A 23,657-nucleotide genomic window follows, 5' to 3' on the forward strand; every position below is an offset into this window, starting at 1 on the left:
GCTCAGCGCCAGGCGATCTCGAGGCCGAACCCGTGCGGCCCCACGTCGTGCGCTTCGATCGACACGAGTGTGCGGCTCGACAGCGCGACGAGCCCGCACGCGCCGATCATCGCGAGCAGGCGCCACGTCGGGTGCTCGAAGAGCGGGCTCTCGAGGTAGCGCAGGCGCGCGCGCGAGCCCTGCACGATCGCCTCGGCGCGCCCCTCGCTGCACGCCTGACCGTGGAGCGATCCGGTGCGCGAGAGCAGCGCGCCCGGCCCTGCGGCGCGCAGTGCGAGCTTCGACATCGTGCTCGCGTTGCGCAGCGCGTCGTCGATCACGATCGGCGCCAGCGCGCGGCGGTCGCCGTCGAGGAAGAGCTCCACGACGAGCTCGGTCGCCCGCAGCTGCGCCGCGACCGGCACCCAGGCGTCGTCGCGCGGATCGTCCTCGAGCGCCAGCGTCCCCATCCGCGACTTCACGCGGTCGGCAGCGTCGGCACCGAAGCGGCGTCGCAGGTTCTCCGCCCAGCGCCGCACCAAGAGCCCGCGCACCGTGCCGGAGAGCGCGCACGTCGCGTCCGCGCTCCACGCCGCTTCGCGCGCCACGTCGTCGATCGACCGCGCTCGGTCGACCACTGCGCTCTGCATCGCCGCACCGCTCACCCCGAAGGCGTGAGAGCAGGCCCGTCCGCGCGCAACACGCGGTCACGCCGATTCGGCCGACCCGTCGCCAACCGCCCCCGAACGGTCCGAGGGGCCGCCGAACGGATCTGCGGGGATCGAGATCGCCCACCGCGAAGCCACCCCACCACGAGCGGCCCGCTCGTCGGGACGCAGACGAAACTGCTGTGAGCGCGAGCGCGCGCCAGCGCGCCCTTGCGCGAACGTGCACACCGAAGCCTCACGGTGTGCACGACCGGAGAACTCAATAATGGCGCTCCAGGACGTACCAGCCGAAGCCGCGGAGCATGACCTTCACGAGGGACGCCTCGACGAGCGGATCGAAGCGCGCCCACGCGTCCTCGACGAGGTCACGCGCCTGCTGCTTGCACGCCGCGATCGCGCCCGAGCTCGCCATCATCTCCACCGCGCGCGCGACGAGCTTCGTGTCGCTCGGCTTCGACGCGACGATGCGGAACAGCTCGACGCGCTCCTCGCGCCCGAGCAGCGACATCGCCTTCGCAAAGGGCAGGGTGACCTTGCCGTGCATCACGTCCTCGCCGCGCGTCTTCAGGTCACCGCGGAAGCCCTCGAGGTTGAGCACGTCGTCGACGATCTGGAACGCGAGCCCGAGCGCCTCGAAGAACCCGCCGACCGCCTCGATCTGCGCCTCGGTGCCCTGGCCCGCGAGCGCGCCCATCCGCGCGAGCGCGGCCGCCGGCGCCGCGGTCTTCAGCCGATGGATCGCGAGCACGCGCTCCTCGAGATCCGCGCTGTCGCCCGACTCGACCGCGGCCGGCACGAACTGGTGCAGGCCCGCGAGGTCGAGCGCCTGTCCGCCGTGGCCCGCGCGCAGCGCCTCGAAGTAGAGGTCGTAGATGCGCACCTGCCGCGCCGACGACATCGCCTCGTCGCGCAGCAGCTTCTGCCCGAGGAAGTACGCCGCGGTGCCCGAGTTGATCGCGATCGCGTCGCCGTGGACCGCGTGGCACGTCGGCCCGCCGCGCCGCACCTCCGAGCGATCCTGCACGTCGTCGACGATCAGCGATCCGGTGTGCATCAGCTCGGGCATCGCGAGCCAGCGCACGTACTTGCGCGAGTCGCCGCCGACCACGTCGCAGCACGCGAGCGCCGCGTACGAGCGCCACGACTTGCCGCCGCGATCGACGATCTCGCGGATCGGCTTCGTGAGGTAGTCGGCGACGAGCTGCACGTCGACGCCGCGCATGTACTGCTCGCGCTCGCGCGACGCGATCAGCTCGCGCATCTCCGCGAACGACGGCTCGAGCGGCATGACCGAGTGCACGCTGCGCCGCGTCTCCGTGCCGACCGCGGAGAAGAACTCGTCGAGCGTGTCGATGTGCGAGAAGCCGCTGCGCTCGACGAAGCCCACGCCGCGCACCGCTTCACCGGCGATCGTCCCGCGGACCTCGACGCGCCCTTCCCAGAACGCCGGCTCCGAGAGGACCGTGATGAACTCCTGATCGTCGACCGGCGCGACCAGCTCGAGATCGACGCGCGCGTCGGGCGCGCGCAGGCGCCACGCGGTCGGATACTCGTTGAACGTGCGCGTCGACACGAAGCGCCCGCTCGCTTCGAGCGTGAACGCCTCGTGCGTCGCGACGCGTCCGTCGCGCCCGATGATCTTCGCGCGTCCCTCGAGCCGCTTCTCGCCCTCGCGCGCGAGATCGAAGAGGTCGTACGCCGAGAGCTCGATGCCGCCCTCGAGCTGCAGCGAGACCCAGTTCCACGCGACCTCGCGCGGCGTCTCGTCTTCCTCGTCGTCCTTCTCGCGATGACCGCCGAACTCGTGGTCGTACCAGCCGATCGCGCGCTCGACCGCGACGTGCTGTCCGTCGAGCACGAGCGTCCCGGTGACCGTCGCGCGCGGACAGAAGTAGTAGAACATGTCCTCGCCGCCGGGCCCGCGGACGACGCCGTCGTCGCCGTGGCGCACCACCGGCTTGTCGAGGCGGAACCGCAGATCGCACCCGACCGCGCGATCGGTGTGACGCAGCGAGAGCGAGTACGTGCCGTCGTCGTGCTTCACGAAGCGCTGGCCGTCGTAGTCGAGCTCCAGCCGGCGCGTCGCGACGGTCACGTCGCCCTCGAACATGCGATCCGGGAGCGGCACCTCGCCCTTCACGAGCACCTCGCGGATCGCGCGGCGCAGGCGCGGATCGCGCGTGCCCTCGCCGCGCTCGAGCTTCTCGAGCCCGATGCGCGGCGCCTGCTTGTCGACGAGCGAGTCCGCGACGTACTCGCCGCGGTCGAGATCGACGATCGCCCACGTGAGCGAGTGCGCGTGCTGGCGCTCCTTCGTGCGTTCGTCGACGCCGCTGAGGATGCGGAAGAACGACGCGAAGAGCGCCAGTCGCCGCCCGCCCGCGACCTCGAGGTGGCTGTTGACGTACCACCACTCGGTCGTCGACGACGCGTGTGGAAGGTCGTGAAGGTCGAGGTCGATCGGTCCGGGCAGAGGCCAATCGGTCGGTCGATCCAGCATGACGACTCCTCTCGGCCGCGCCCCGGGCCCACACCCCCACGGCCGAGAGCGCGAGTACTGGCCGGGCCGGGGGCTCGTCAATACCGGCACCGGTTAAACGTGCTCACACCAATGTTTTCGTGAGCAAGAGTTCCGGCCACACGGCTGCAGTACGATTACGGCGCTCGGACCTGGCCAAAACACGATGCGAGACGGACACAGAAGAGCGGTCGAGGAGCTGGAGCGCGGGGACGACTACCTCGCGACGCGCGCGGCCTACGCGCGCATCCCCGGCGGCGTGTATCTGCGGCCGACGGAGCGCGGGCTCGTGGTGCTCGCGCTCGACGGCTCGTGCGCGAGCATGATCGGCGTCGGAGGTCGTGATCGCGACGATCACGTCGTCGCGCGACTGCCGCCCTCGACGGCGCACGTCGAGCGCGCGCTCGCGGGCTACGAGGCGAAGCGCGCGACGCTCGCGCGGCCGAGCATCGAGGAGCGACACGCGCTGGCGCTGATCGCGGGAGCGCTCGCGGGCGATCTCTCACTGCCGTGGCCGGGCGTCTTCTTCGTGCACCAGGAGTGGCGCTTCGCGGACCGGACGAAGATCGATCTGCTCGCGGTCGATCCGTCGCGCGGCCGCTGGACCGTGATCGAGCTCAAGAAGTCGGAGGCCGCGGCGCGCGCGAACGATCCTCGGAAAGGCGGCGACGCGTGGGCCCAGGCGCGGGCGTACGCGCAGCGATTGCACGCCGAGCGCGCCGAGCTCTACCCGTTCTTCGAGCGGATCGCGCGGGCGCTGGCGCGTCATCACGGCGCGCCGAGCGCGATGTGCGAGCTGCGGGTCGACGCGGAGCACGTCCCGGACGTGCTCGTCGCATGGCCGTGACATGTCGGAGGCGGATCGACACCACCACGCGTGTCAGCCTTGCGCCCTTCGCGCGCGCGACTACAACCTCGCGCCACGAATGAAGAAGCGCGACCTTTCTCGACGCATCGCTGCAAGGCGGAAGCTGCACGCGATGGCGCACGAGGCGGCCCCGTTCTTCGGTCGAGAGAGGCTCGCGCGAATGCTGCGCGACCGCGCTCCGGACCTCGTCAAGCTCGTCGGCGAGCGCGAGGTCGAGGCGATGGTGGAGCTCGTCTCGAGACCGTTGGGCGCCGCCTGATCCCACGTACACTCGCGCGCGTGCCGCTGCACCGCGCACTTCTGATCGCGACGATCGCGCTCGCGTCGTCGCTCTCCGTCCGCGCCCACGCGGATGCGATCCCAGGTCCGTCCCGTCCTGGGCCCGATTGGGACGAGGCGCCGCTCCCGACTCCTCGGCCCTTCGAGGTCGTCGCGGCGATCGGCGCGCTCGTCATCGTCGTCGCGGTCGTCGCGCGCGCACGGGGGCGATCGTGAACGAGCCTTGGCCCGAGTGGCTCGAAGGGGTGCAACCGCTGCGCGCCGGCTGGGCCGAGGCGCGCGACGCGCGCACCGGGCTGCACGTTCGCATCGCGTACCCGGATGGATCGTGCATCCACGACCCGCAGCCGCTCGGGCGCGACCGACTGGCGTTCGATCGGCGCGCTCACGTGCGACGCCTGCAAGTGGCGGAGGTCGCAGCGCGCCTGGCGAGCCCAGCGTTCCTGCGCGTGCTCGCGACGGATCCGCTCGTCGTCGAGGCGACGCCGCCGACGTCGACGCTCGGCGCGTCCGACGCGATCGAGTGCTTGCTCCAGCTCCTCGAGGTGCTCGGCCGGATCCATGCGGCGGGATGGGCGCACCGGTGTCTCATTCCGGCGCACGTGGGCGTCGAGCGTCGCGACGACCGTGTGCAGGTGCGTGTCGCGTTCCCCGCCGTCGGACCGTTCGCGCCGCACGAGGATGCCGCTGCCGAGCGGGCGATCGGTCCGATCCGCACCGATCTCCTCCAGGCCGCTCGCCTCGCGCGAATCTGGGTCGGCGACTTCGATGCACCACGCGTCGAAGTTGCGCGGCTCTCTCGGGCGCTCGGCCACGTCGCGAGCGCCGCGCAGCTCGCGCGCGTGCTCGCGCCCGATCACTGGCGCGCTCGCGCGGCCGTGATCCCCGACGTCGTCGAGCTTCGACCGATGCCGACGGACTGGACGCGGGTGATCGCCTCGCTCGAGGCCGACCTCGCCGCGCCCGTGCACGCGTCGAGGGAGGAGTACGCGCGCTATCCGCTCGCGTTCGCGCTCGATCAGCGTGCGCGCATCGCGCTCGACGAGGGCGACCTCGAGCGCGCGCTGCGCGATGCCGACCGCGCCGTCGAGCTCGACGACGAGCCGAGCCAGCGCCTCACGCGTGCCGTGGTGCGGCTCGAGCTCGGCGATCTCGAGGGCGCGCTCGTCGACGCGAAGCGCGCGCTCGCGCCGCCGTCCGTTCCGGTCGATTGGATCGGTGAGGTCCCGCTCCTGCTCGCGCCGGCGCGCATCGAGCTCTCGCCCGCGGCGCTCGCACGCGCTCACCTCGTCCTCGCTCGCGTGCACCAGGAGCGCGGCGATCACGCCGCCGCGCGTGATGCGATCGCGCGCGCTCGGGCGTGCTCCGACGAGCCGATCGTCACCGCGATCGAGCGCCCGTCGCGCTGATCACTCGCTCCACACGCGGCGCGCGACGCCGACCGTCGAGATCTCCTCGTCGTCCTCGCCCGCGACGGCGATCGCGCCACCGAGCCAGAGCGCGTCGTCGGTCAGCGCCATCGACGCGACTTGCATCGCGCCCACGCCGCCGCCGAGCGGCTCGAAGCGCTCGCCGTCCCACACGTACACGCTGCGCGGCCGCGCCGTCTCGCCGCCCACGAGGATCGAGCCCGCCGCGATCACCAGCCCATCGCGCGCGACGATCGATCCCACCGAGAACGTCTCGGGGTCGACGCCGTTCGCCGCGGTCGCGACGTCGGTCCAGCGCGTCCCGTTCCAGTGCGCGAGCGCGTAGTAGTCGCCGCCCTCCGCGGCAGTGCTCGCCCACACCACGTCGCCCGCGATCTCGATCGCCATCGGCGTCGACGGCAGGCCCGGCTCGAACGCGCTCCAGGCCGCGCCGTCCCACCGCGCGATGCGCGTCGCGTCGATCCCGCCGATCTCGAAGAAACCGCCGCCGACGACCACGATCTCGCGCCCGCTCGCGTCCGGTCCGACGTCGACGCGGTACACGAGCGCGTTCGCGTCGTCGGCGATCGTCTGCACCGTCGTGCCGTCCCACCGCGCGACGTAGCCCGTCTCCGCGCCGCCGACGATCCACAGCCGACCTTCGGAGTCGCGCGCGAGATCCTGCACCGGGCCGAGCTCGCCGAGATCGATCGGCGTCCACGTGCCTCGATCGAGGCGCAAGAGTCGCCCGAGCGGCGTGGGGCCCTCGGGCATGGTCTCGGCGCATCCGACGATCACCGCGCCGTCGTCCATCACCTCGATCGCGGGGCAGTACACGTCCTGTCCGAGCCGCGGTCCGAGCGTCGTCCACGCATCGCCGTCCCAGCGCACCACGCTCGCGTCCACCGCCGCACCGCTCGCGTGGGTGATCGATCCGAGCCCGTGCACCTCGCACTCGGGCCCGCCGACCGCGAGCGCATCGATCGATCCCGCGAGCCCCGCGCCCGCGTCGCCCTGCGCGACCCAGGCGTCGGCCTGGCGCGCGATGATCGTCTGCGACGCGACACCGCCGACGCCCGCGAACGATCCCGCGAGGAACACGCGATCGCCGTGCACCGCCCAGCGCTGGTACTCCATCTCGAACACGGAGAGCGGCCCTTCGTCGCCGCACGAGAGCGAGTGGAACCACGACGAGCCCACGCCCGCGGTGCCGTCGTCGAGCGCGGTCCACGCGCCGTCCTGCCAGCGCACGAGCCCGCGCGCGCGAACCTCGGCGCCCTCCGGCGCGACGAGCCCGTGCGTGAAGCACCCGGCGACGAAGAGCCCATCACCGACGCGCGCGATGTCCGACACCACGCCGGTGAACGTCGGGTTCGAGAGCCCGCCCGCGACCATCTCCCACGCGCTTCCGTTCCAGCGCAGCAGACCGCCCGGCTCTCCAGGCTCGCCGCCGAAGAGCATCCCGCCCGCGTGCAGCACGCCGTCCGCGTCACGCGCGAGCGCGTACACGTTGCCGAGCGCGAGGTCGTAGCCGCGCCACGACGTCCCGTTCCACTCCGCGACGCGTCGCGCCGACACGCCGCCGATCGACTCGAACGCGCCCCCGACGATCACGTGATCGCGGTCACCGACGCGCTCGACGAGCAGCTCGTACGCCGCTCCGTCGGTCGCACCGCCGGGCGCGGTCGACCACGTCGTGCCGCTCCAGATCGCGACGTTGTCGACGTCGCCCTCGTCGATCGTCATCGGGCCCGCGGCCCAGAGCGTGCCGTTCGCCCACGCCAGCGTGCGCACCACGCCGATCACGTGCGCGATCACGCGAAGCCCGGTGCCGGTGTCGACCCAGATCTCGGTGCGACGCTCCTGGAAGACGTCGTGCGTGGCGAGCGCGAGGGCGCCGCTCTCCGCGTCGACCGCGATCGCGGCGAAGCCCGACAGCGTCGGCGGCACCTCCCACGTGGTGCGCGCCGGCGTCCACGCGCCGTCGGCGAAGCGCATCAGCGGCGTGACGTGCTCGCCGTTCGCGTACTGGAAGCGGCCGGTCGCGAGCAGGTCGCCGTCCGCGTCGATCGCGAAGTCGTGCACCGCGGGCGCGAACCCGTCGTGCCCGGTGAAGCCCGCGATCGAGAAGCGCTCGTCCCATCGTGCCGCGTCGAGCGCGTCCGGCAGCGACGCGGGCTCGCAGCGCGCGCGCGGCCCCGGGCCGGCGTCGGGCGTGTGGCCGCCCGCGTCGCCGGGCACGTGCGCGTCGTTCGTGCCCGCGTCCGTCACGTCGCTGCGCGTCTCCGATCCACACGCCGCGAGCAGGAGGAACGCGATCGAAGAGAAGGAGTGGAGGTACCGCATCGACGGAGATCGAAGCGCGAGCACGCCAGGAGGGCATGATAGAAGAGCGTCCACCCGTCGATTTAATCTCCGTCTCACCCTCGGCCGTGCTGGTCGCGCGCGCGCACGCGTGGGAAGCTGGAGCCTGCTCGATGGCACGTCGTCCCGCCGCCGCGCCCTCTCGCTCGCGCTCGCGAGGCGCGTCGCCGTCCGCCGCGCGCCGTTCCGCCGACGTCACGGAGGCGGTGCGCGAGGCCGCGAAGCTCGCGCCCGTGCTCCGCGAGGCGGTGCTCGCAGGGCGCGACGCACCGACGCCGAAGCTCGCGGCGCGCGCCGACGCGCTCTTCACGAAGCTGCTCGAGCGCGGGGCCCGCGCCGTCGCGAAGCAGCCGGCGCTCGCCTCGGAGTGCGCGCTCGCGGCGCTCTCGATCGCGCGAGGCGAGGAAGCGCGGACGCGCGCGTACGACGTCGCCGCCGCCTCCGCGAACGCGCTCGGTGGCGCGCGCGCGGCCGAGATCTGGCTGCACGTCGCGATCGACGCGTGGGCCCACGGCCGCATCGCGCGCGCGCAGTCCGCGGCGGATCGCGCGAGCGCGTGCGCCGGCGACGGCGCGTCCCCCGAGCTGCGAGCGCGCATCGCGCTCGAGCGCGGCCGCATCGCGTTCGGTCGCAGCGAGTGGGCCGTCGCGCGCGCGCACACCGAGGACGCGCGCGCGATCGCGGCGTCGAACGAGCTCGTCGCGCTCGAGGCGCTCGCGCACGTCGGGCTCGCCGCGATCGGATCGCACGAGCTCGCGCCCGACGCCGCGCGCCATGCGCGACGGGCGATCCTGCTCGCCGAGCGCATCGGCTCGAAGGACGTGCTCGGCCGCGCGCAAGCGCAGCTCGGGATCGTCCTCGTCGAGCGCGGCGTGCACGACGAAGGGCGGCGCGTGCTCGAGAGCGCGATCACGCTCGAGCGCGAGCGCGGCGAGGGCGAGAACGAGTGCCGCGCGCTGCTCTACCTCTCGATGCTCGAGGTCGACGCGGGACGCCCGCTCCACGCGCTGCACTGCCTCGGTCGTGCGCGCGAGGTCGCGATGGCGCGCGGCTCTCGCGTGGCGCGCGCGATGGTGCATGGCTCGGTCGGCGTGGTGCACCTCGTGCGCGGTCATCCGCGTCCCGCGGCGCGCGAGCTCGTCGAGGCCGACCTGGTGCTCGAGGACGTCGGCAACCGTCACGCGCGCATCACGTTCTCGGCGTTCCTCGCCGCGGCGGAGGCGCTCGCAGGGCGCCCCACCGAGGCGCGCGCGGCGTTCGCCCAGGCGCGCACGCTCATGCAGGAGGGCGTCGGCCCCGCGTACGGCGTCGAGCTGCTGCGCGTGCTCGAGCAGGTGCTCGCGGTCACCGAGGGCGCGTCGGTCGACGACGCGCGCGACGTGCTCGCGGAGATCGAGCGCGGCTCGGTCGCCGCGCACTGGGCCGATCTGCGCGTCGCGTGCGCGCTCGCGCGCCGCGCGATCGTCGGCGAGGCCGCGTCGAAGCTGCCGCGCATCGAGCCCACGCCCGGCCTCGTGATCGCGCACGACGGTCGGTGGTTCTCGCTCGAGGGCTCGCGCCCGATCGACCTCGAGTCGCGCCCGGTGCTGCGCCGCACGCTCGCCGTGCTCGCCGAAGCGCGCGTGAGCGAGCCGGGCGTGACGGTTGCGCGCGCAACCCTCGTCGAGCGGCTCTGGCCCGAGGACGCGCGCCTCGGCGAGCGCCTCCTCGAGAACCGCATGAACGTCGCGATCGCGACGCTGCGCCGGCTCGGCCTCCGCGACGCGATCCGCACCGGCGACCGCGGCTATCGCCTGCGCGAAGACCTTCCGGTCACGATCGACCCCGGCTGATCGCGACGCACGTCACGCCGCGCCGACGTCGATCGCCGCACGGACGATCGCGTCGAGCTCGATCGGCTGGCGCAGCAGCACGACGCGGCGCAGCCCGGCGACGAGCGAGCGCGGCGGCGCGTCGGGGCTCACGAAGACGCACGGCACCACGCGCCACGCCGGGTGCATCTGCATCCGAGCGACGAGCGCGAGCCCGGGATCCTCGGGCTCGAGGGTGGCCGCTTGGACGACCACCACGTCGACGCGGAACGCGCCGAGCACGACGAGCGCCTCCGCGGCGGTGCCGGTCGAGATCACCTTCGCGCCGCAGAGATCGGCGTACTCGACGACCATGTCGCGCGTGTCGGGATGACCGTCGACGACGAGCATCGTCATGTCGACGAGCGCGGCGCGCCCTTGCACGCGCGGCATCGTGCCGGACGTGGACGTGCGCCGGCGTACGTTCGCGCCGGAGGGAGCGGGTGGGATCGACGAGAAGGCTCGAGCGGGCATGATCTCTCCTCCGACGTGATCAGGGCTCGAGCGAGCGCTCCACGTGCGCGACCGGCGAGCTCGCTGCGTGCGGGAACGGACCACTGCGCTGCGGCGGCGCCGCGCGGCCCTCGGCGGTGGCGATCATGCGCGGGCTCTCCCTTCCAGAGGGACCTCGGCCTCGCGCGGTCCCGGCGTCGCGAAAACGAACGCGCCGAGCAGCGCGTCCGTGCTCCGCCACCGCGGTCAGCAACGGTCATGCCTTCGCTGTCGTCGTGGATCTCGCCACGGCGCAACCGCGCGCCGGTGCGATGCGCCGCGCGTGTGGCGGAATTGTCGCGCGCGACGTCGCACGCTGCTCCGCGCGGGTCCCCGGAGGTCGGTCCTCACGGAGACGCAGCGGCTCAGTCGATCGATGCGTCGTGATCGATCGCTGCGTCGTCGCCGACGAGCGCAGCGTCGACCTCGACGCCCGCGTCGCGCGACGAGCTCGCGTCCGCGCGCGGCCCGGCGTCGTTCGCGCCCACGTGGACGGGAACGCTCGCGGACAGCGCGCGATCGCAGATGCAGTCTCCGAACACGTGTCCGTCGCAGACGCGCGCGCCTGCGCCTCCGTGCGGGCATGCGCAGACGCGGGTCTCGCCCGGTGCGCACGCGAGCCGTGGTTCAGGGGAGCACGCGGCGAGCAACAAGACGCCGGCGACGAGGGCGTGGCGCATCAACCCTCGACGTAAGTTCCGCGTCAACGCGCAGCACTTTCCCTCGACGGGCTATCGCGCCGCGAGGTCGCGCGGCCGAGGTGCGGCGGAAACGAGACATCGCTCGCCGCGCTCGCGAGGACGAGGACGACGCGACGGGCGTCGGCGCTCGAGCGAGCGACGGAAGCGAATCGGCCGGCCGAGGAGCTCCTCGACCGGCCGACGTGCTGTGATTCCCGGAACCGACTGCTGCGAGTGTCTGAGCGGGCTATGGGATTCGAACCCACGACATTCAGCTTGGGAAGCTGACGCTCTACCAACTGAGCTAAGCCCGCGTGGGCCCGAACAGTTAGCGAAAACGCGCGAAGGCGTCAAGCGCCGCGCGTCACCCCGCGTACGACGCGCGGCCCTCCACCGCGCGTCCTTCACCGTCGAGCCGCAGCCACTCCGCGCAGCGCTGTCCGCGGTGGTTGCGATAGCCGATGACGACGCAGTCGACGCCCACGTACACCGCGTCGAGCTCGAAGCGCAGCTGCGGCGCGCTCGCGAGCGCTCTCGACCAGTACGCGCGCAGCGCCTCCTTGCCGCGCACGGTGCCGCTCGGGTCGCCCATCACCGTCACGATGCGCGGCGATGCGAACACGCACTCGTCCGCCCAGTGCGCGAGGATGCGGTCGAGGTCCTGCGCGTTCCACGCTTCGATCCACTCGCGTGCGAACGCGTCCGCGTGAGGTTGGTCCAACATGCGCGCGTCGTAGCTTGCGGGATCGAGGTCCGCGCGTACGAGACCTCTGCACATGCGCGTCGTGTCCACTCCCGAAGAGGCGGTCGCTCCGATCGAGAGCGGCCATCGCGTCTATCTCCACGAGGCCGCGATGGCGCCGGTCTCGCTCATCCACGCGATGACCGAGCGCGCGCGCGCGCTGCGCGACGTGGAGGTCGTGCACCTCCACACGAACGCGCCCGCGCCCTACGTCGCGCCGGACATGGTCGGGCACGTGCGGCACAACGCGCTCTTCGTGGGCGCGAACGTGCGCGAGGCGGTGCAGTCGGGGCGCGCCGACTTCACGCCGGTGTTCCTCTCGGAGGTGCCCTCGCTCTTCCGCGACGGCACGCTGCCGCTCGACGTCGCGATGGTGCAGGTCTCGCCGCCGAACCGTCACGGCTACTGTCGCCTCGGGACCTCGGTCGCGTGCGCGCGCGCCGCGGTCGACCACGCGCGCGTCGTGATCGCGGAGATCAACGAGCAGGTGCCGCGCACCGACGGGAACTCGGCGGTGCACGTCGATCGCATCACGCTCGCGGTGCACGTCGATCGCGCGCTGCCCGAGCACCACGACGAGCCCCCGGGCCCCGTCGAGCGCGCGATCGGCGCGCTGGTCGCCGCGCAGATCCCCGACGGCGCGACGCTGCAGATGGGGATCGGATCGATCCCCGATGCGGTGCTCGATGCGCTGCACTCGCGCAGCGATCTCGGCATCCACACCGAGATGTTCAGCGACGGAGTGCTGCGCCTCGTGAAGAGCGGCGCGGTGACCGGCGCGCGCAAGACGCGCTTCAAGAACCGCGTCGTCACGTCGTTCGCGATGGGCTCGCGCGCGCTCTACGAGCACTGCGATCACAACGCGTCGATCGAGTTCCACCCGAGCGACGTGGTGAACGACGCGGTCGAGATCGCGTCGCAGCACGCGATGATGGCGATCAACTCGGCGATCGCGATCGATCTGACCGGTCAGGTGTGCGCGGACTCGATCGGCGATCGCATCTGGAGCGGCATCGGCGGGCAGATGGACTTCGTCCGCGGGGCCGTGCAGAGCCCGGGCGGCAAGGCGTTCATCGCGCTGCCCTCGACGGCGAAGAACGGGACGCTCTCGCGGATCGTGCCGCGCCTGTCGCCGGGCTCGGGCGTGGTGACCACGCGCGGTCACGTGCAGTGGGTCGTCACCGAGCACGGCGCGGTGAACCTGCGCGGCCGCTCGCTGCGCGAGCGCGCGGACATGCTGATCTCGATCGCGCACCCCGACTTCCGCGCGGAGCTGCGCGCGGCCGCCGTCGAGCGGAAGCTCTTCGTCTGACCCGAAATCACCCCGGGTCGCCCCCTCGCACGTGAATCGTGCGCGACGCCTGTTCCATGCGCGCGCGATTTGTTGTAATGCGCAAGCATTCTTCGGGCGGGGCTCTTTTCTTGGGGTGATCATGCACGTGGTCTCGAGGGTCGCAGGGCTGCTCGCGGTCGGCTTCGGGGTGCTCGCGAGCACGGTGGCGGGATGTGCGGACGGCGGGAGCGGCCGCGCGCCGGACGCGGGTCCAGGCGGCGACGGCATCGACTCCGGCGGAGGCAACGGGCAGATCGACGCGGGCCGCGACGACCAGCCCGACGCGTGGAGCGGCGACGCGGGCGAGCTGCTGCCGCAGCGATGCAACCCCGACTACGCGTTCTTCGAGGACGAGTTCGGGCGCCAGGCGTACTGCATCTACGTCGCGACGACGGGCAGCGACGAGACCGGCGAGGGCACCGCGGACGCGCCCTACGCGACGATCACGCACGGCATCGAGGTCGCGGTCGCGCGCGGCGCGGCGACGGGTCGCGTGCACGCGGTCGCGGTCTCGAAGGGCACGTACCGCGAGCGCGTGACGATCGAGAACGGCACCTCGGTGTACGGCCAGTTCGACGCCGAGGATCGCTGGTCGCGCGACGACGCGAACGAGACGATCATCGAGAGCGCGACCGTCGAGGGCGACCGCGTCGAGGGTGTCGTCGCGATCGGCGTGAGCGCGCCGACGGTCTTCGAGGGCTTCACGATCGTCGCGGGCCCCGCGCCCGCGGAGTCGCGCAACGTCGACGTCTACGGCGTGCGCGTCGCGGACAGCACGCCGGTGCTGCCCGAGCTCGGCGGTCTCGTGCTGCGCGAGCTGCGCGTCGAGGCGGGCGCGGGATCGCCCGGCGACGACGGGCTCGCGGGCACCGACGGCGACGACGGTGTGCAGGGCGGTCGCGGCACCGACGGCACGAAGGCGAACGGCAATCCGCAGCCCGGCGGGCTCGGGGCGGTCACGATCTGCGGCGGGATCACGCTCGATCGCACGCGCGGCGGGGACGGAGGATCGGGCGGTGGCGACGACCTCGCGGGATGCGGCACCGGTCCCGACGACGCGCAGTCCGGCGGCTCGCCGCCCTCGCTGACGAGCTGCGGCGGCGGCACCGCGGGCGACTCGTGCAGCTGCGCGGCGCCCGTCGATCACGACGGCGATCCCGGCGGTCAGGGGAGCGCCTGCGCGACCGAGCCCGCAGCGAACGGCGACGCCGCGAGCGCGCCGACGGTGCGCGGCTCGGTGGTCGACGGAGCGTGGGCGCCGCGCGCGGGGTTCGCAGGCAACGACGGCGCGGCGGGCGTCGGCGGATCGGGCGGTGGCGGCGGTGGCTCGGGCTGCGACGCGATCGGCTACGGGCGGACCGGCGGCGGCGGTGGCGGCGGTGGATCGGGCGGCTGCGGCGGCCTCGGCGGCGGTGGGGGTCGTGCCGGCGGGAGCTCGTTCGCGCTCTTCGTGAGCGGCTCGGCGATCGCGGTGCCGGGATGCTCGTTCACGAGCGGCGACGGCGCGGCCGGCGGCGCCGGTGCCGCGGGCGGTTTGGGCGGCGATGCGGGCGCAGGCGGAGAAGCCGGCGCGGGCGGCCATGCGGGCGGTGCGGGAGGCCCGGGCCAGGCGGGTGGCATCGGGGGATCCGGCGCGGGCGGTCCGGGCGGATCGAGCATCGCGGCGCTGCTCTGTGAGAGCGATGTCGATGGTCTCGATCTCGGCGAGCTCGAAGAGGGCGCGGCGGGTGCGGCGGGCGCGGCACCGGCGCGCGGGGTGGCGGGGATCGCGGGCGTCGCGGCGCGCGTGTTCGACGGCTGCGAGCTCTGAGCGGCTGACCGCGACGGCCGTTCACGCCACGCGACCTGTCACCCATGTCCTGTCCTCGACATGGACACGGACGTGGTCGTGGTCGTGGTCGGCCGTTCGCGTCGTGGTCGGCCGTTCACGACCACGACCACGCTCACGACCACGACCACGTCGAGGACGTGGTCGAGGGCACGACACGGTGGTCGTGGCCGGCGCCGGCTGGTCGGCTCTCGTGCCGCGCTGCGTCACCTTGCCGAGATCCCAGCCCGCCCGCTACGTTCGCGCCCCATGCAGCTCGAGCTCACCGAAGAACAGAAGATGGTCCTGCAGCTGGCGCGCGACTTCGCGACTCGCGAGGTCGAGCCCAAGGCTCGCGAGCTCGACAAGGAAGGGCGCTGGCCCACCGAGCTCGTCGCGCGCATGGCCGAGCTCGGGCTGATGGGCGTCGCGATCCCGGAGCAGTACGGCGGCGCGGGCTTCGACAACGTCTCGTACGCGCTCGCGATCGAGGAGATCTCGCGCGCGTGCGCGAGCACCGGCGTGATCATGTCGGTGAACAACTCGCTCGTCTGCGACCCGCTCTACAAGTTCGGCAGCGAGGCGCAGAAGAAGGAGTTCCTCGCGCCCCTCGCGAGCGGAAAGCTGCTCGGCTGCTTCGGCCTCACCGAGCCCGCGAGCGGCAGCGACGCGTCGCACATGGAGACCGTCGCGGAGGACAAGGGCGATCACTGGATCGTCAACGGCGCGAAGAACTGGATCACCAACGGCCCGGCCGCCGACGTGATCCTGCTGTTCGCCGCGCACGATCGCTCGCTCGGCGCGCGCGGCACCGTCTCGCTGATCATCCCGAAGGGCACGCCGGGCTTCACGCTGAACCCGCGCGATCACAAGCTCGGGATCCACGCCGCGCACTCGTGCACCGTGTTCTTCGAGAACGTGAAGGTGCCGAAGGCGCAGATGCTCGGTGAGCCCGGCATGGGCTTCAAGATCGCGATGTCGACGCTCGACGGTGGCCGCATCGGCATCGCGTCGCAGGCGCTCGGCATCGCGCGCGCCGCGTTCGAGAAGGCCGTCGAGTACAGCAAGGTGCGCAAGGCGTTCGGCGAGCCGATCGCGAACAAGCAGGCGATCCAGTTCATGATCGCCGACATGGCGACCGAGCTGGACGCGGCGCGCCTCCTCACCCACCGCGCGGCGTGGATGAAGGACCAGGGCGTGCGTCACTCGCAGCAGTCGGCGATGGCGAAGCTCTTCGCGTCCGAGGCGGCGACGAAGATCGCTCACAAGGCCATCCAGATCCATGGCGGGTACGGCTACTCGACCGAGTACGATGTCGAGCGCCACTACCGCGATGCGCGCATCACCGAGATCTACGAGGGCACGAGCGAGATCCAGCGGATCGTCATCGCGGCGAACGCGCTGAAGGCGTGAAGCGGAGACACGGGGGCGGCCATCGAGCCCCCGCGTCCCCGTTGCAGTGACGCAGGAAAGGGAGCGGGCGGATGGATCGACTCTGGGTGGGGCGTTCGGCGATCGGGGCCGTGGTGGCACTCGGTCTCGTGGCATGCGGCTCGTCGGAGCCGACGCAGACCGCGGCGCGCGGCGACGCGACGGTGGGCGCCGAGCGTCCCGCCGAGCGCGACGACGGCAGCGAGATCACCGGTCTGCTGGGCACGATCCGCCCCGACCAGGTCGACAACGCCCTCCAGCCGCGCATGGACGCGTTCATGCGCTGCCTCGCGCCGCGGCTGAGCGAGGTCGAGTTCCTCGGCGGCGACGTGCGCCTCGCGTTCCGCATCCACACCGACGGCACCGTCGCGTGGGTGTACCCGAGCCAGACGACGATCGGCGATCGCCAGGCCGAGCGCTGCGTGCTCGACGTGGCGCGTCGCGCGCGCTTCCCGCGCCCGCACGGCGGCGAGGCCGAGTTCACGTGGGGCTTCGCGTTCGATCCACCCGAGGACGTGCGCCCGCCGACGAGCTGGGAAGCGACGCACGTGGGCCAGGCGCTGATGAGCGGCGCGCCGGATCTCGCGTCGCGCTGCGGCGTGAGCGGGGTCCGCGTGACGGCGTACGTCGCGCCGGGCGGGCGTGTGCTCGCGGCCGGCGCGAGCGCGCCGGATGCGCAGACGCTCGAGTCGGTGGACTGCGTCGTCGACGCGGTGCGCGGGCTGACGATGCCCGATCCCGGCTCGTACGCGGCGAAGGTGACGTTCCTGGTGCAGTGAGCGCGGACGACGCGCCCGAGCCATGTCCCACTCTGCCGCGCCGGCCCCACTGAGGTCGGGCAGAGACATGGCTCGGGTGACGACGTTGGGCGCGCTGCTGTTCGCGCTGATGGCGACCACGACGGCGCGCGCCGACGAGCGCGTGGTGCTGGTGCGATGGCCAGCGGAGCGCGGCGCGGAGATGACGTCGGCGTTGCGCCTCGAGCTCGCGGGGCGCGCGACGATGATCGAAGGCGCGGCGCTCGAGGACGACGAGCCGACGGTGAGCGCGATGCGCGACGCGGCGCGCGCGTCGGGCGCGACGCACGTCGCGTGGGTCGTGTTCCCGAGCGGCGTACTCGCGCCGGCGGAGGTGCGCGTGCTCGACGTGACGCGCGCCGCACCCGCGCACGCGATGACCGCGCAAGCGTGGGACCGATGTGGCCGTTTCGCCGGCCTGCGCGCGACGAGGCGCGCGAGAGCGTCGACGAGCAGGTGCTGCGCGATCTGCTCGCCGACGCGCGCCGCTGGATCGCGCGCTACGCGGGGCCCCGCGCCGACCTCGACGATCTCGTGCAGGAGTCGATGATCGAGCTCGTCGTCGCGCTCGAGCGCTTCCGCGGGGACTCGAGCGTGCGCACCTACGCGCATCGCATCGTGCTGAGGACCACGGCACGCGAGCTCGCGAAGCGCCGCGCCACGCGCGCGCACATCGAGCTCGTCGCGGAGATCGATCGCGAAGGGCAGGGCGGCGATCCCGAGCGTGCGCTGTCCGATCGGCGCGCGATGACGCGCTTCTACGAGGCGCTCTCCGCGCTGAGCGAGAAGCGCCGCAACGCGTTCGTGCTCTGCGCGATCGAGAAGCTCGCGCACGACGAGGCCGCGGCGATCGAGGGCGTGAGCGTCGAGACGCTGCGCGCGCGCCTGAAGCACGCGCGCGCCGATCTCGAGCGTGTGCTCGCGGACGATCCGCTGCTCGGCACGTACGTCGCGGGAGGTGAGCGATGAAGGCGGGCATCGATCGGCTCGCCGAGGCCGCGTCGCGCCGCGCGGTGCCGCCGGCGCGCGATCCCGAGGCGATCCTCCGCGAAGCGCTGATCGTCGGTCGCGCGCGGTCGCGCGCGGCGTCGCGCCGCCGTCGCGCGATGATCGCCGGCGCCGCGGTGATCGCGCTCGCGGCAGCGGCGCTGCTCGTGTGGACGCCGCGCGATCGCGAGGACGTCGTCGTCGCCGCGCCGGAGGGCGTGATGGAGCTCGCGCTCGGTGCACACCGCATCGACGCGACGGCGGGCGCGCGCATCGCTTCGTCGCGGGCCGAGCCGCAGCGCGCGGTGTGGCGGCTCGACGAAGGCGCGGCGCTGTTCGACGTCGCGCCGCTGGCCGAGGGCGGTGCGTTCGAGGTGCGCACGCCGCACGCGACGGTGCACGTGCGCGGCACCGTGTTCGCGGTGAGCGTCGAGGACGGCGGCACGCGCGTCGAGGTGTTCGAGGGGCGCGTGGACGTGCGGGACGCGCAGGGCTCGCGCGCGCTGGGCGCGGGGGAGTCGTACGCGACGAGCGCCGGCGTGCGTGTGCCGGACGTGCTCGCGTCGCGCGGTGCGCGCGCGGCGGAGCGCAGGCTGGAGGATGCGCGCGACGTCGTGGCGCCGTCGCCCGACGACGCGCCCGTGCGCGCTCCGGAGGCGCCACCCGAAGACGCGCCCGTCGTGCCGCGCGCTCGCGCGGAGCGTCCCGCGCCCGCGATCGATCTCGCGCACGTCCGCGCGCTGTGCGATCGCGGCGAGTTCGACGCTGCGCTCTCCGCGATCGCGTCGGCGCGCCCGCCGCGCGCCGAGCGCGGAGACTGGGCGATGCTCGAGGGCGACGCGCATCGCGCGCTGGGCCACACCGGCGAGGCGGCGAGCGCCTACGAGCGCGCGGCCGCGAGCCTCACGCCCACGCGCGCCGCGCTCGCGGGCTTCCTCGCGGCAGCGCAGCGCGAGCGCGCCGGTGATCTCGACGCTGCGCTCGCCGTGCTCGATCGCACCCACGCAGCCGAGCGCGGCTCGCCGCTCGAGGAGCGCGCGCTCGCGATGCGCGCGTCGTTGCTCGCGCGGCTCGGACGCGACGACGAGGCCGCGATCACGGCGCGCGCATACCTGGCGGGCTTCCCGGGCGGCGAGGCGCGCGCGCGCATGGAAGCGCTGCTCGCCGACTGACGATCACGGCTCAGCGATCGCGCGGGCGATCGACGCCGCGAGCTCCTCGTCCATCGGGATCACGACGTGCGAGCGCCCGCACGCGGCGCACGTGCTCGGGCTCGCGACGCTCTTCGTCGCGACGAACGCGAGATCGTCGCGCGCCTCGTACTGGATCCGCGGCCGGCCGGCGGCCGCGGCCTCGACCCACTCTCGGGCGAGATCGGCGCGCGGCGCCAGGCACGCGAGGCACAGGGCGATCATCCGCCGAAGGTGCCGCGCCCCCGTGACGAACGCCACGCTCCGTCGCGCGGGGCCCGTGGTAGTCCTCGCGCACGATGGAGTTCCAGCTCGAAGAGACGCAGCGCTTGGTGCAGGAGACGGCCCGTGAGTACGCGACGCGCGCGATCGCGCCGCGGGCCCGCGAGATCGATCGCGACGCGCACATCCCGCGCGCGCTGCTCGCCGGCCTCGCCGACATCGGTCTGCTCGGCGTGAACGTGCCCGAGGCGCTCGGTGGCGCGGGCGCCGGCGTCGTCGCGTACTCGCTCGCGATGACCGAGGTCGCGAAGGCGTGCGCCTCGACCGCGGTCACGATGGCCGTCAGCAACATGGTCGCCGAGGTGATCGCGACGTTCGGCACCGACGCACAGCGCACGACGTACGTGCCGCGCCTCTGCGACGGAACACTGGTCGCGGGATCGTTCGCGCTCTCCGAGCCCGAGGCGGGCAGCGATCCCGGCGCGATGCGCACGACCGCGCGCCGCGAGGGCGGCGAGTGGGTGCTCGACGGATCGAAGCAGTGGATCACGAGCGGCGACTTCGCGGGCGTGTTCGTGGTGTGGGCGCGCACCGGTGGGCCCGGCACGAAGGGCATCAGCGCGTTCCTCGTCGAGAAGGACGCGCCGGGCCTCTCGGTCGGCCACCACGAGGACAAGATGGGCCTGCGCGGATCGAGCACGACCGCGCTGCACTTCGATCGCTGCCGCATCCCGGGCAGCGCGCTGCTCGGCCAGGAGAACGGCGGGTTCAAGATCGCGATGATGGCGCTCGACGGCGGGCGCATCGGCATCGCGTCGCAGGCGCTCGGCATCGGCGAGGCCGCGCTCGAGAAGGGCATCGCGTACGCGAAGGAGCGCAAGGCGTTCGGCGCGCCCATCGCGGACAAGCAGGCGATCCAGTGGATGATCGCGGACGCGCGCACCGAGCTCGACGCGGCGCGCCTCCTCACGCTGCGCGCCGCGTGGCTCAAGGAGAAGGGCGTCGCGTTCTCGCAGCAGGCCGCGATGGCGAAGCTCTGGTCGAGCGAGGCCGCGTGGCGCGTCTGCGATCGCGCGCTCCAGATCCACGGCGGGTACGGCTACGTGAAGGAGTACGACGTCGAGCGTCACTATCGCGACGTCCGCGTCACGCGCATCTACGAGGGCACGAGCGAGGTGCAGCGCATCGTGATCTCGCGCGGCGCGATCGGGTGACTCGCCCGCGGCGTGGGAGATCGTTGGTGCTCCAACGATCTCTTCGTCGAGATCGTTGGAGCTCCAACGATGTGATGCGCCTCGCGTCGCCGATGTAGGTGCGACGCGATCGTTGGAGCTCCAACGGCATCGTTGTATGGGCCGTGCGCGTGGGCTATCGTCTCCGCCGTGCGATGGCCGTCCCGCATCGCGTGCGCTGCCTCGGCGGCGCTCGTCGTCCTCGCCACCTCGCTCGCCATTCGCGCGCAGGAACGCGATCCACTCGGCGCATCTCGCGACGACGGCGGTGAGCGCATCGCGCGCGCCGGACACGTCTCGCGTCGCGCCCGCAGCGAAGCGCGCGCGCGTGTCGAGCCGCCCGTCGAGGGGAGCGTCTCGGTCGGGCGCCACAACACGGGACGCCTGCTCGGCGGTCGCGAGATCGTCGAGTCCGAGCACGTGCGTCTCAAGCACCCGAACGGCGATCAGCACCACGGGACCGACGAGCTCGTGACGTTGCTCGAGCGCTCCGCGGCCACGGTCGCGCAGCAGTTCCCCGGCTCGCGCCTCACCGTCGGCGATCTCTCGCGTCGTCGCGGCGGTCGCTTCCGCCCGCACCGCTCGCACCGCAGCGGCCGCGACGTCGACGTCGGCTTCTACGTCGTCGACACGTCGGGACAGCTCGTCTACCACGACCGCTTCGTCGACTTCCGCGCGGACGGCACGACGCGCGCGAACCCCGACTGGCGCTTCGACGACGCGCGCAACTGGGCGCTCGTGGCCGCGATGGTCGGCCAGGACGACGCGCCGGTGCAGTACATGTTCGTCGCGCGCTGGCTCAAGCAGCGCCTGCTCGACTACGCCGCGAGCATCGGCGCGCCGCAAGAGCTCATCGATCGCGCGTCGGCGATCCTCGATCAGCCGAGCCGCGGCGGGCGCCACGAAGATCACTTCCACGTGCGCATCTACTGCCCCGCGGGCGATCGACCGCGCTGCGTCGACGACGCGCCGTGGCACGCGTGGGTCGCGCGACCGAGCGCCGAGGAGCTCGCGCAGATGCGCGCTGCGGACTCGTCGCGCCGCGCCGAGCGAGCGCGCACGCGTCGCCGTGCGGAGCGCGAAGAGGCGCGTCGTCGCGAGCGCCGTCGTGCACGTCGGGCCGCGGCGGCTGCGGCCGCTGCGACGGCGAGCGACACGGTCGAAGAGATCCCCGGCGGCTGAGCCGGCCTCGCTCCTCGGGCTGGAGATCCCGGCGCGAGCCCGTGCTAGGGTCTCGCGCGCCTGGTTTTCGGGCCCGGAGAGAGGTTGTCGACCAACGTGAGTCCGAGGGAGAACGGGGCGCCGCCGCAGGATCGCGACGTGATCGTGGTGGGCGCGGGGCCCGCGGGGCTGACCGCTGCGCTGCTGCTCGCCGAGAAGGGCTGGCACCCGATCGTGCTCGAGGCCGACCCTCGCTACGTCGGCGGCATCTCGCGCACCGTCGAGTACAAGGGCTACCACTTCGACATCGGCGGGCACCGCTTCTTCTCGAAGGCGCGCGAGGTCGAGGACTTCTGGTCGCGCGTGCTGCCCGACGACATGCTGCTGCGGCCGCGCAAGTCGCGCATCTACTACCGCGGCACGTTCTACTCGTACCCGCTCAAGCCGGTCGAAGCGCTGATGAAGCTCGGCCTGGTCGAGAGCACCGCGTGCATGCTCTCGTTCGCGCACGCGCGGCTGCGCCCGATCCACGACCCGCAGAACGTCGAGGACTGGGTCCGCAATCAGTTCGGTCGGCGGCTCTACGAGATCTTCTTCAAGCACTACACCGAGAAGGTGTGGGGCATGAGCTGCCGCGACATCAAAGCGGACTGGGCCGCGCAGCGCATCAAGAGCCTCTCGCTCGGCACCGCAGTGGTCGAGGCGATCAAGTCGACCCTGCCCGCCGCGAAGCCGACCGGTCGCGATCAGGTGCACACCACGCTGATCGACGAGTTCCGCTATCCGCGCAAGGGCCCGGGGCAGCTCTGGGAGGAGTGCGCGCGCAAGGTCCAGGCGCTCGGCGGCGAGGTCCGCATGGGCGCGCGCGTCGTCTCGATGCGCCGCGACGGCGCGCGCTGGATCGTCACCTACGATCAGGACGGCACGCGCCACGAGGTGAGCGCGCCGAACGTGATCTCGAGCGCAGCGATCAAGGACGTGATCGCGTCGCTCGACCCCGCGCCGCAGCCCGCGCTGCGCGAGGCCGCGGGCTCGCTGAAGTACCGCGACTTCCTCACGGTCGCGCTGATGATCAAGGAGCGCGACGCGTTCGACGACAACTGGATCTACATCCAGGAGCGCGACGTGCAGGTCGGGCGCATCCAGAACTTCAAGAGCTGGTCGCCCGAGATGGTGCCCGACGCGAGCACCGCGTGTTACGGCCTCGAGTACTTCTGCTTCGAGGGCGACGGGCTCTGGACCTCGAAGGACGAGGACCTCATCGCGCTCGCGAAGAAGGAGCTCGAGCACCTCGGGCTCGGCAAGGCGAGCGACGTGTTCGACGGGTGCGTCGTGCGTCAGCCGAAGGCGTATCCCGTCTACGACGAGGCGTACGCGCGGCACGTCGAGACCGTGCGCGACGTGGTCGAGCGCGAGCATCCCGGTCTGCACCTCGTCGGTCGCAACGGGATGCATCGCTACAACAACCAGGATCACTCGATGATGACGGCGATGCTCACCGTCGAGAACATCGTGTCGGGCACGAAGCGCTTCGACCCGTGGCGCGTGAACCAGGACGCGAAGTACATCGAGGCGGGCACGCACGGCGAGGAGCAGCTGATCGAGAGCGGCGGCCGCTCGGTGCCGCGCGCGACGGCGAGCTGAGCGA

General features: G+C 72.8%; 22 protein-coding genes and 1 tRNA gene. 15 read left to right on the forward strand and 8 right to left on the reverse strand.

Going from position 1 to position 23,657, the window contains the following annotated elements:
• Positions 1-2: 2 nt before the first annotated feature.
• Positions 3-629, reverse strand: coding sequence for a hypothetical protein (locus tag DB32_RS14685; RefSeq protein WP_157069045.1), 627 nt, complete (start codon positions 627-629; stop codon positions 3-5).
• Between the two features lie 277 nt (positions 630-906).
• Positions 907-3,147 (reverse strand): polyprenyl synthetase family protein, encoded by a 2,241-nt coding sequence (locus tag DB32_RS14690; protein WP_053233089.1) that lies wholly within the window; start codon positions 3,145-3,147, stop codon positions 907-909.
• 184 nt (positions 3,148-3,331) lie between these two features.
• On the opposite strand from DB32_RS14690, the gene DB32_RS14695 reads away from it, so the two are divergent.
• The 4 genes from DB32_RS14695 (at position 3,332) to DB32_RS14705 (ending at position 5,721) form a co-directional block, all read left to right on the forward strand.
• Positions 3,332-4,012: a hypothetical protein gene (locus DB32_RS14695; RefSeq protein ID WP_053233090.1), complete on the forward strand. Its 681-nt coding sequence runs from the start codon at positions 3,332-3,334 to the stop codon at positions 4,010-4,012.
• Positions 4,013-4,091: 79 nt separating this feature from the next.
• Positions 4,092-4,292: a hypothetical protein gene (locus DB32_RS46720; RefSeq protein WP_157069046.1), complete on the forward strand. Its 201-nt coding sequence runs from the start codon at positions 4,092-4,094 to the stop codon at positions 4,290-4,292.
• Positions 4,293-4,312: 20 nt separating this feature from the next.
• On the forward strand, positions 4,313-4,528 hold the full coding sequence (locus tag DB32_RS14700) for a hypothetical protein (protein WP_053233091.1): 216 nt from the start codon (positions 4,313-4,315) through the stop codon (positions 4,526-4,528).
• The gene (locus DB32_RS14705) at positions 4,525-5,721 is read left to right on the forward strand and encodes a hypothetical protein (protein WP_053233092.1); all 1,197 of its coding nucleotides are present in this window, start codon (positions 4,525-4,527) and stop codon (positions 5,719-5,721) included. Before DB32_RS14700 ends, DB32_RS14705 begins: the two co-directional genes overlap by 4 nt.
• Here the strand turns inward: DB32_RS14705 and DB32_RS14710 are convergent, their stop codons facing one another.
• Positions 5,722-8,067, reverse strand: coding sequence for a hypothetical protein (locus DB32_RS14710; protein WP_053233093.1), 2,346 nt, complete (start codon positions 8,065-8,067; stop codon positions 5,722-5,724).
• Positions 8,068-8,198: 131 nt separating this feature from the next.
• Between DB32_RS14710 and DB32_RS14715 the strand changes: the two genes are divergently transcribed.
• Positions 8,199-9,917 (forward strand): ATP-binding protein, encoded by a 1,719-nt coding sequence (locus DB32_RS14715; RefSeq protein ID WP_053233094.1) that lies wholly within the window; start codon positions 8,199-8,201, stop codon positions 9,915-9,917.
• 12 nt (positions 9,918-9,929) lie between these two features.
• On the opposite strand, the gene DB32_RS14720 is transcribed toward DB32_RS14715, so the two are convergent.
• The 4 genes from DB32_RS14720 to DB32_RS14735 all read right to left on the reverse strand — a co-directional run bounded on the left by DB32_RS14720 (position 9,930) and on the right by DB32_RS14735 (position 11,831).
• Positions 9,930-10,328, reverse strand: coding sequence for a response regulator (locus DB32_RS14720; protein WP_157069047.1), 399 nt, complete (start codon positions 10,326-10,328; stop codon positions 9,930-9,932).
• Between the two features lie 464 nt (positions 10,329-10,792).
• On the reverse strand, positions 10,793-11,107 hold the full coding sequence (locus tag DB32_RS14725; protein WP_053233096.1) for a hypothetical protein: 315 nt from the start codon (positions 11,105-11,107) through the stop codon (positions 10,793-10,795).
• Positions 11,108-11,348: 241 nt separating this feature from the next.
• Positions 11,349-11,421: transfer RNA gene (locus DB32_RS14730), tRNA-Gly, on the reverse strand.
• A 50-nt stretch (positions 11,422-11,471) separates the two neighbouring features.
• Positions 11,472-11,831: a nuclear transport factor 2 family protein gene (locus DB32_RS14735; protein WP_053233097.1), complete on the reverse strand. Its 360-nt coding sequence runs from the start codon at positions 11,829-11,831 to the stop codon at positions 11,472-11,474.
• A gap of 52 nt (positions 11,832-11,883) precedes the next feature.
• Between DB32_RS14735 and DB32_RS14740 the strand changes: the two genes are divergently transcribed.
• The 7 genes from DB32_RS14740 to DB32_RS14770 all read left to right on the forward strand — a co-directional run bounded on the left by DB32_RS14740 (position 11,884) and on the right by DB32_RS14770 (position 19,376).
• A complete protein-coding gene (locus tag DB32_RS14740) occupies positions 11,884-13,161 on the forward strand; it encodes an acetyl-CoA hydrolase/transferase family protein (RefSeq protein WP_053233098.1) in 1,278 nt (425 codons plus the stop codon).
• Between the two features lie 127 nt (positions 13,162-13,288).
• Positions 13,289-14,992, forward strand: a complete 1,704-nt coding sequence (locus DB32_RS14745) for a hypothetical protein (RefSeq protein ID WP_157069048.1) — start codon at positions 13,289-13,291, stop codon at positions 14,990-14,992.
• Positions 14,993-15,259: 267 nt separating this feature from the next.
• On the forward strand, positions 15,260-16,402 hold the full coding sequence (locus tag DB32_RS14750) for an acyl-CoA dehydrogenase (RefSeq protein WP_053233100.1): 1,143 nt from the start codon (positions 15,260-15,262) through the stop codon (positions 16,400-16,402).
• Positions 16,403-16,473: 71 nt separating this feature from the next.
• Entirely contained in the window at positions 16,474-17,199 is a 726-nt protein-coding gene (locus DB32_RS14755) for an AgmX/PglI C-terminal domain-containing protein (RefSeq protein WP_157069049.1), read from the forward strand.
• A gap of 67 nt (positions 17,200-17,266) precedes the next feature.
• Positions 17,267-17,767 carry a hypothetical protein gene (locus DB32_RS48220; protein WP_053233102.1) on the forward strand — a complete coding sequence of 167 codons (501 nt, stop codon included), beginning with the start codon at positions 17,267-17,269 and terminating at the stop codon, positions 17,765-17,767.
• Complete coding sequence (locus DB32_RS48225; protein WP_053233103.1) at positions 17,674-18,186, forward strand: RNA polymerase sigma factor; 513 nt, start codon at positions 17,674-17,676, stop codon at positions 18,184-18,186. The genes DB32_RS48220 and DB32_RS48225 overlap by 94 nt, the downstream gene beginning before the upstream one ends.
• On the forward strand, positions 18,183-19,376 hold the full coding sequence (locus DB32_RS14770; RefSeq protein WP_053233104.1) for a FecR domain-containing protein: 1,194 nt from the start codon (positions 18,183-18,185) through the stop codon (positions 19,374-19,376). Before DB32_RS48225 ends, DB32_RS14770 begins: the two co-directional genes overlap by 4 nt.
• 3 nt (positions 19,377-19,379) lie before the next feature.
• Here DB32_RS14770 and DB32_RS14775 read toward each other — a convergent pair whose 3' ends face one another.
• Positions 19,380-19,619: a hypothetical protein gene (locus tag DB32_RS14775; protein ID WP_157069050.1), complete on the reverse strand. Its 240-nt coding sequence runs from the start codon at positions 19,617-19,619 to the stop codon at positions 19,380-19,382.
• Between the two features lie 74 nt (positions 19,620-19,693).
• Between DB32_RS14775 and DB32_RS14780 the strand changes: the two genes are divergently transcribed.
• The 3 genes from DB32_RS14780 (at position 19,694) to DB32_RS14790 (ending at position 23,653) form a co-directional block, all read left to right on the forward strand.
• Positions 19,694-20,830, forward strand: coding sequence for an acyl-CoA dehydrogenase family protein (locus DB32_RS14780; protein WP_053233106.1), 1,137 nt, complete (start codon positions 19,694-19,696; stop codon positions 20,828-20,830).
• Between the two features lie 168 nt (positions 20,831-20,998).
• Positions 20,999-22,030: a penicillin-insensitive murein endopeptidase gene (locus tag DB32_RS14785; RefSeq protein ID WP_053233107.1), complete on the forward strand. Its 1,032-nt coding sequence runs from the start codon at positions 20,999-21,001 to the stop codon at positions 22,028-22,030.
• Between the two features lie 96 nt (positions 22,031-22,126).
• On the forward strand, positions 22,127-23,653 hold the full coding sequence (locus DB32_RS14790) for an NAD(P)/FAD-dependent oxidoreductase (RefSeq protein ID WP_053238817.1): 1,527 nt from the start codon (positions 22,127-22,129) through the stop codon (positions 23,651-23,653).
• The last annotated feature ends 4 nt before the right edge of the window (positions 23,654-23,657 follow it).

It is taken from the genome of Sandaracinus amylolyticus, from assembly GCF_000737325.1.
GTDB classification, from domain to species: Bacteria; Myxococcota_A; Polyangia; order Polyangiales; family Sandaracinaceae; genus Sandaracinus; species Sandaracinus amylolyticus.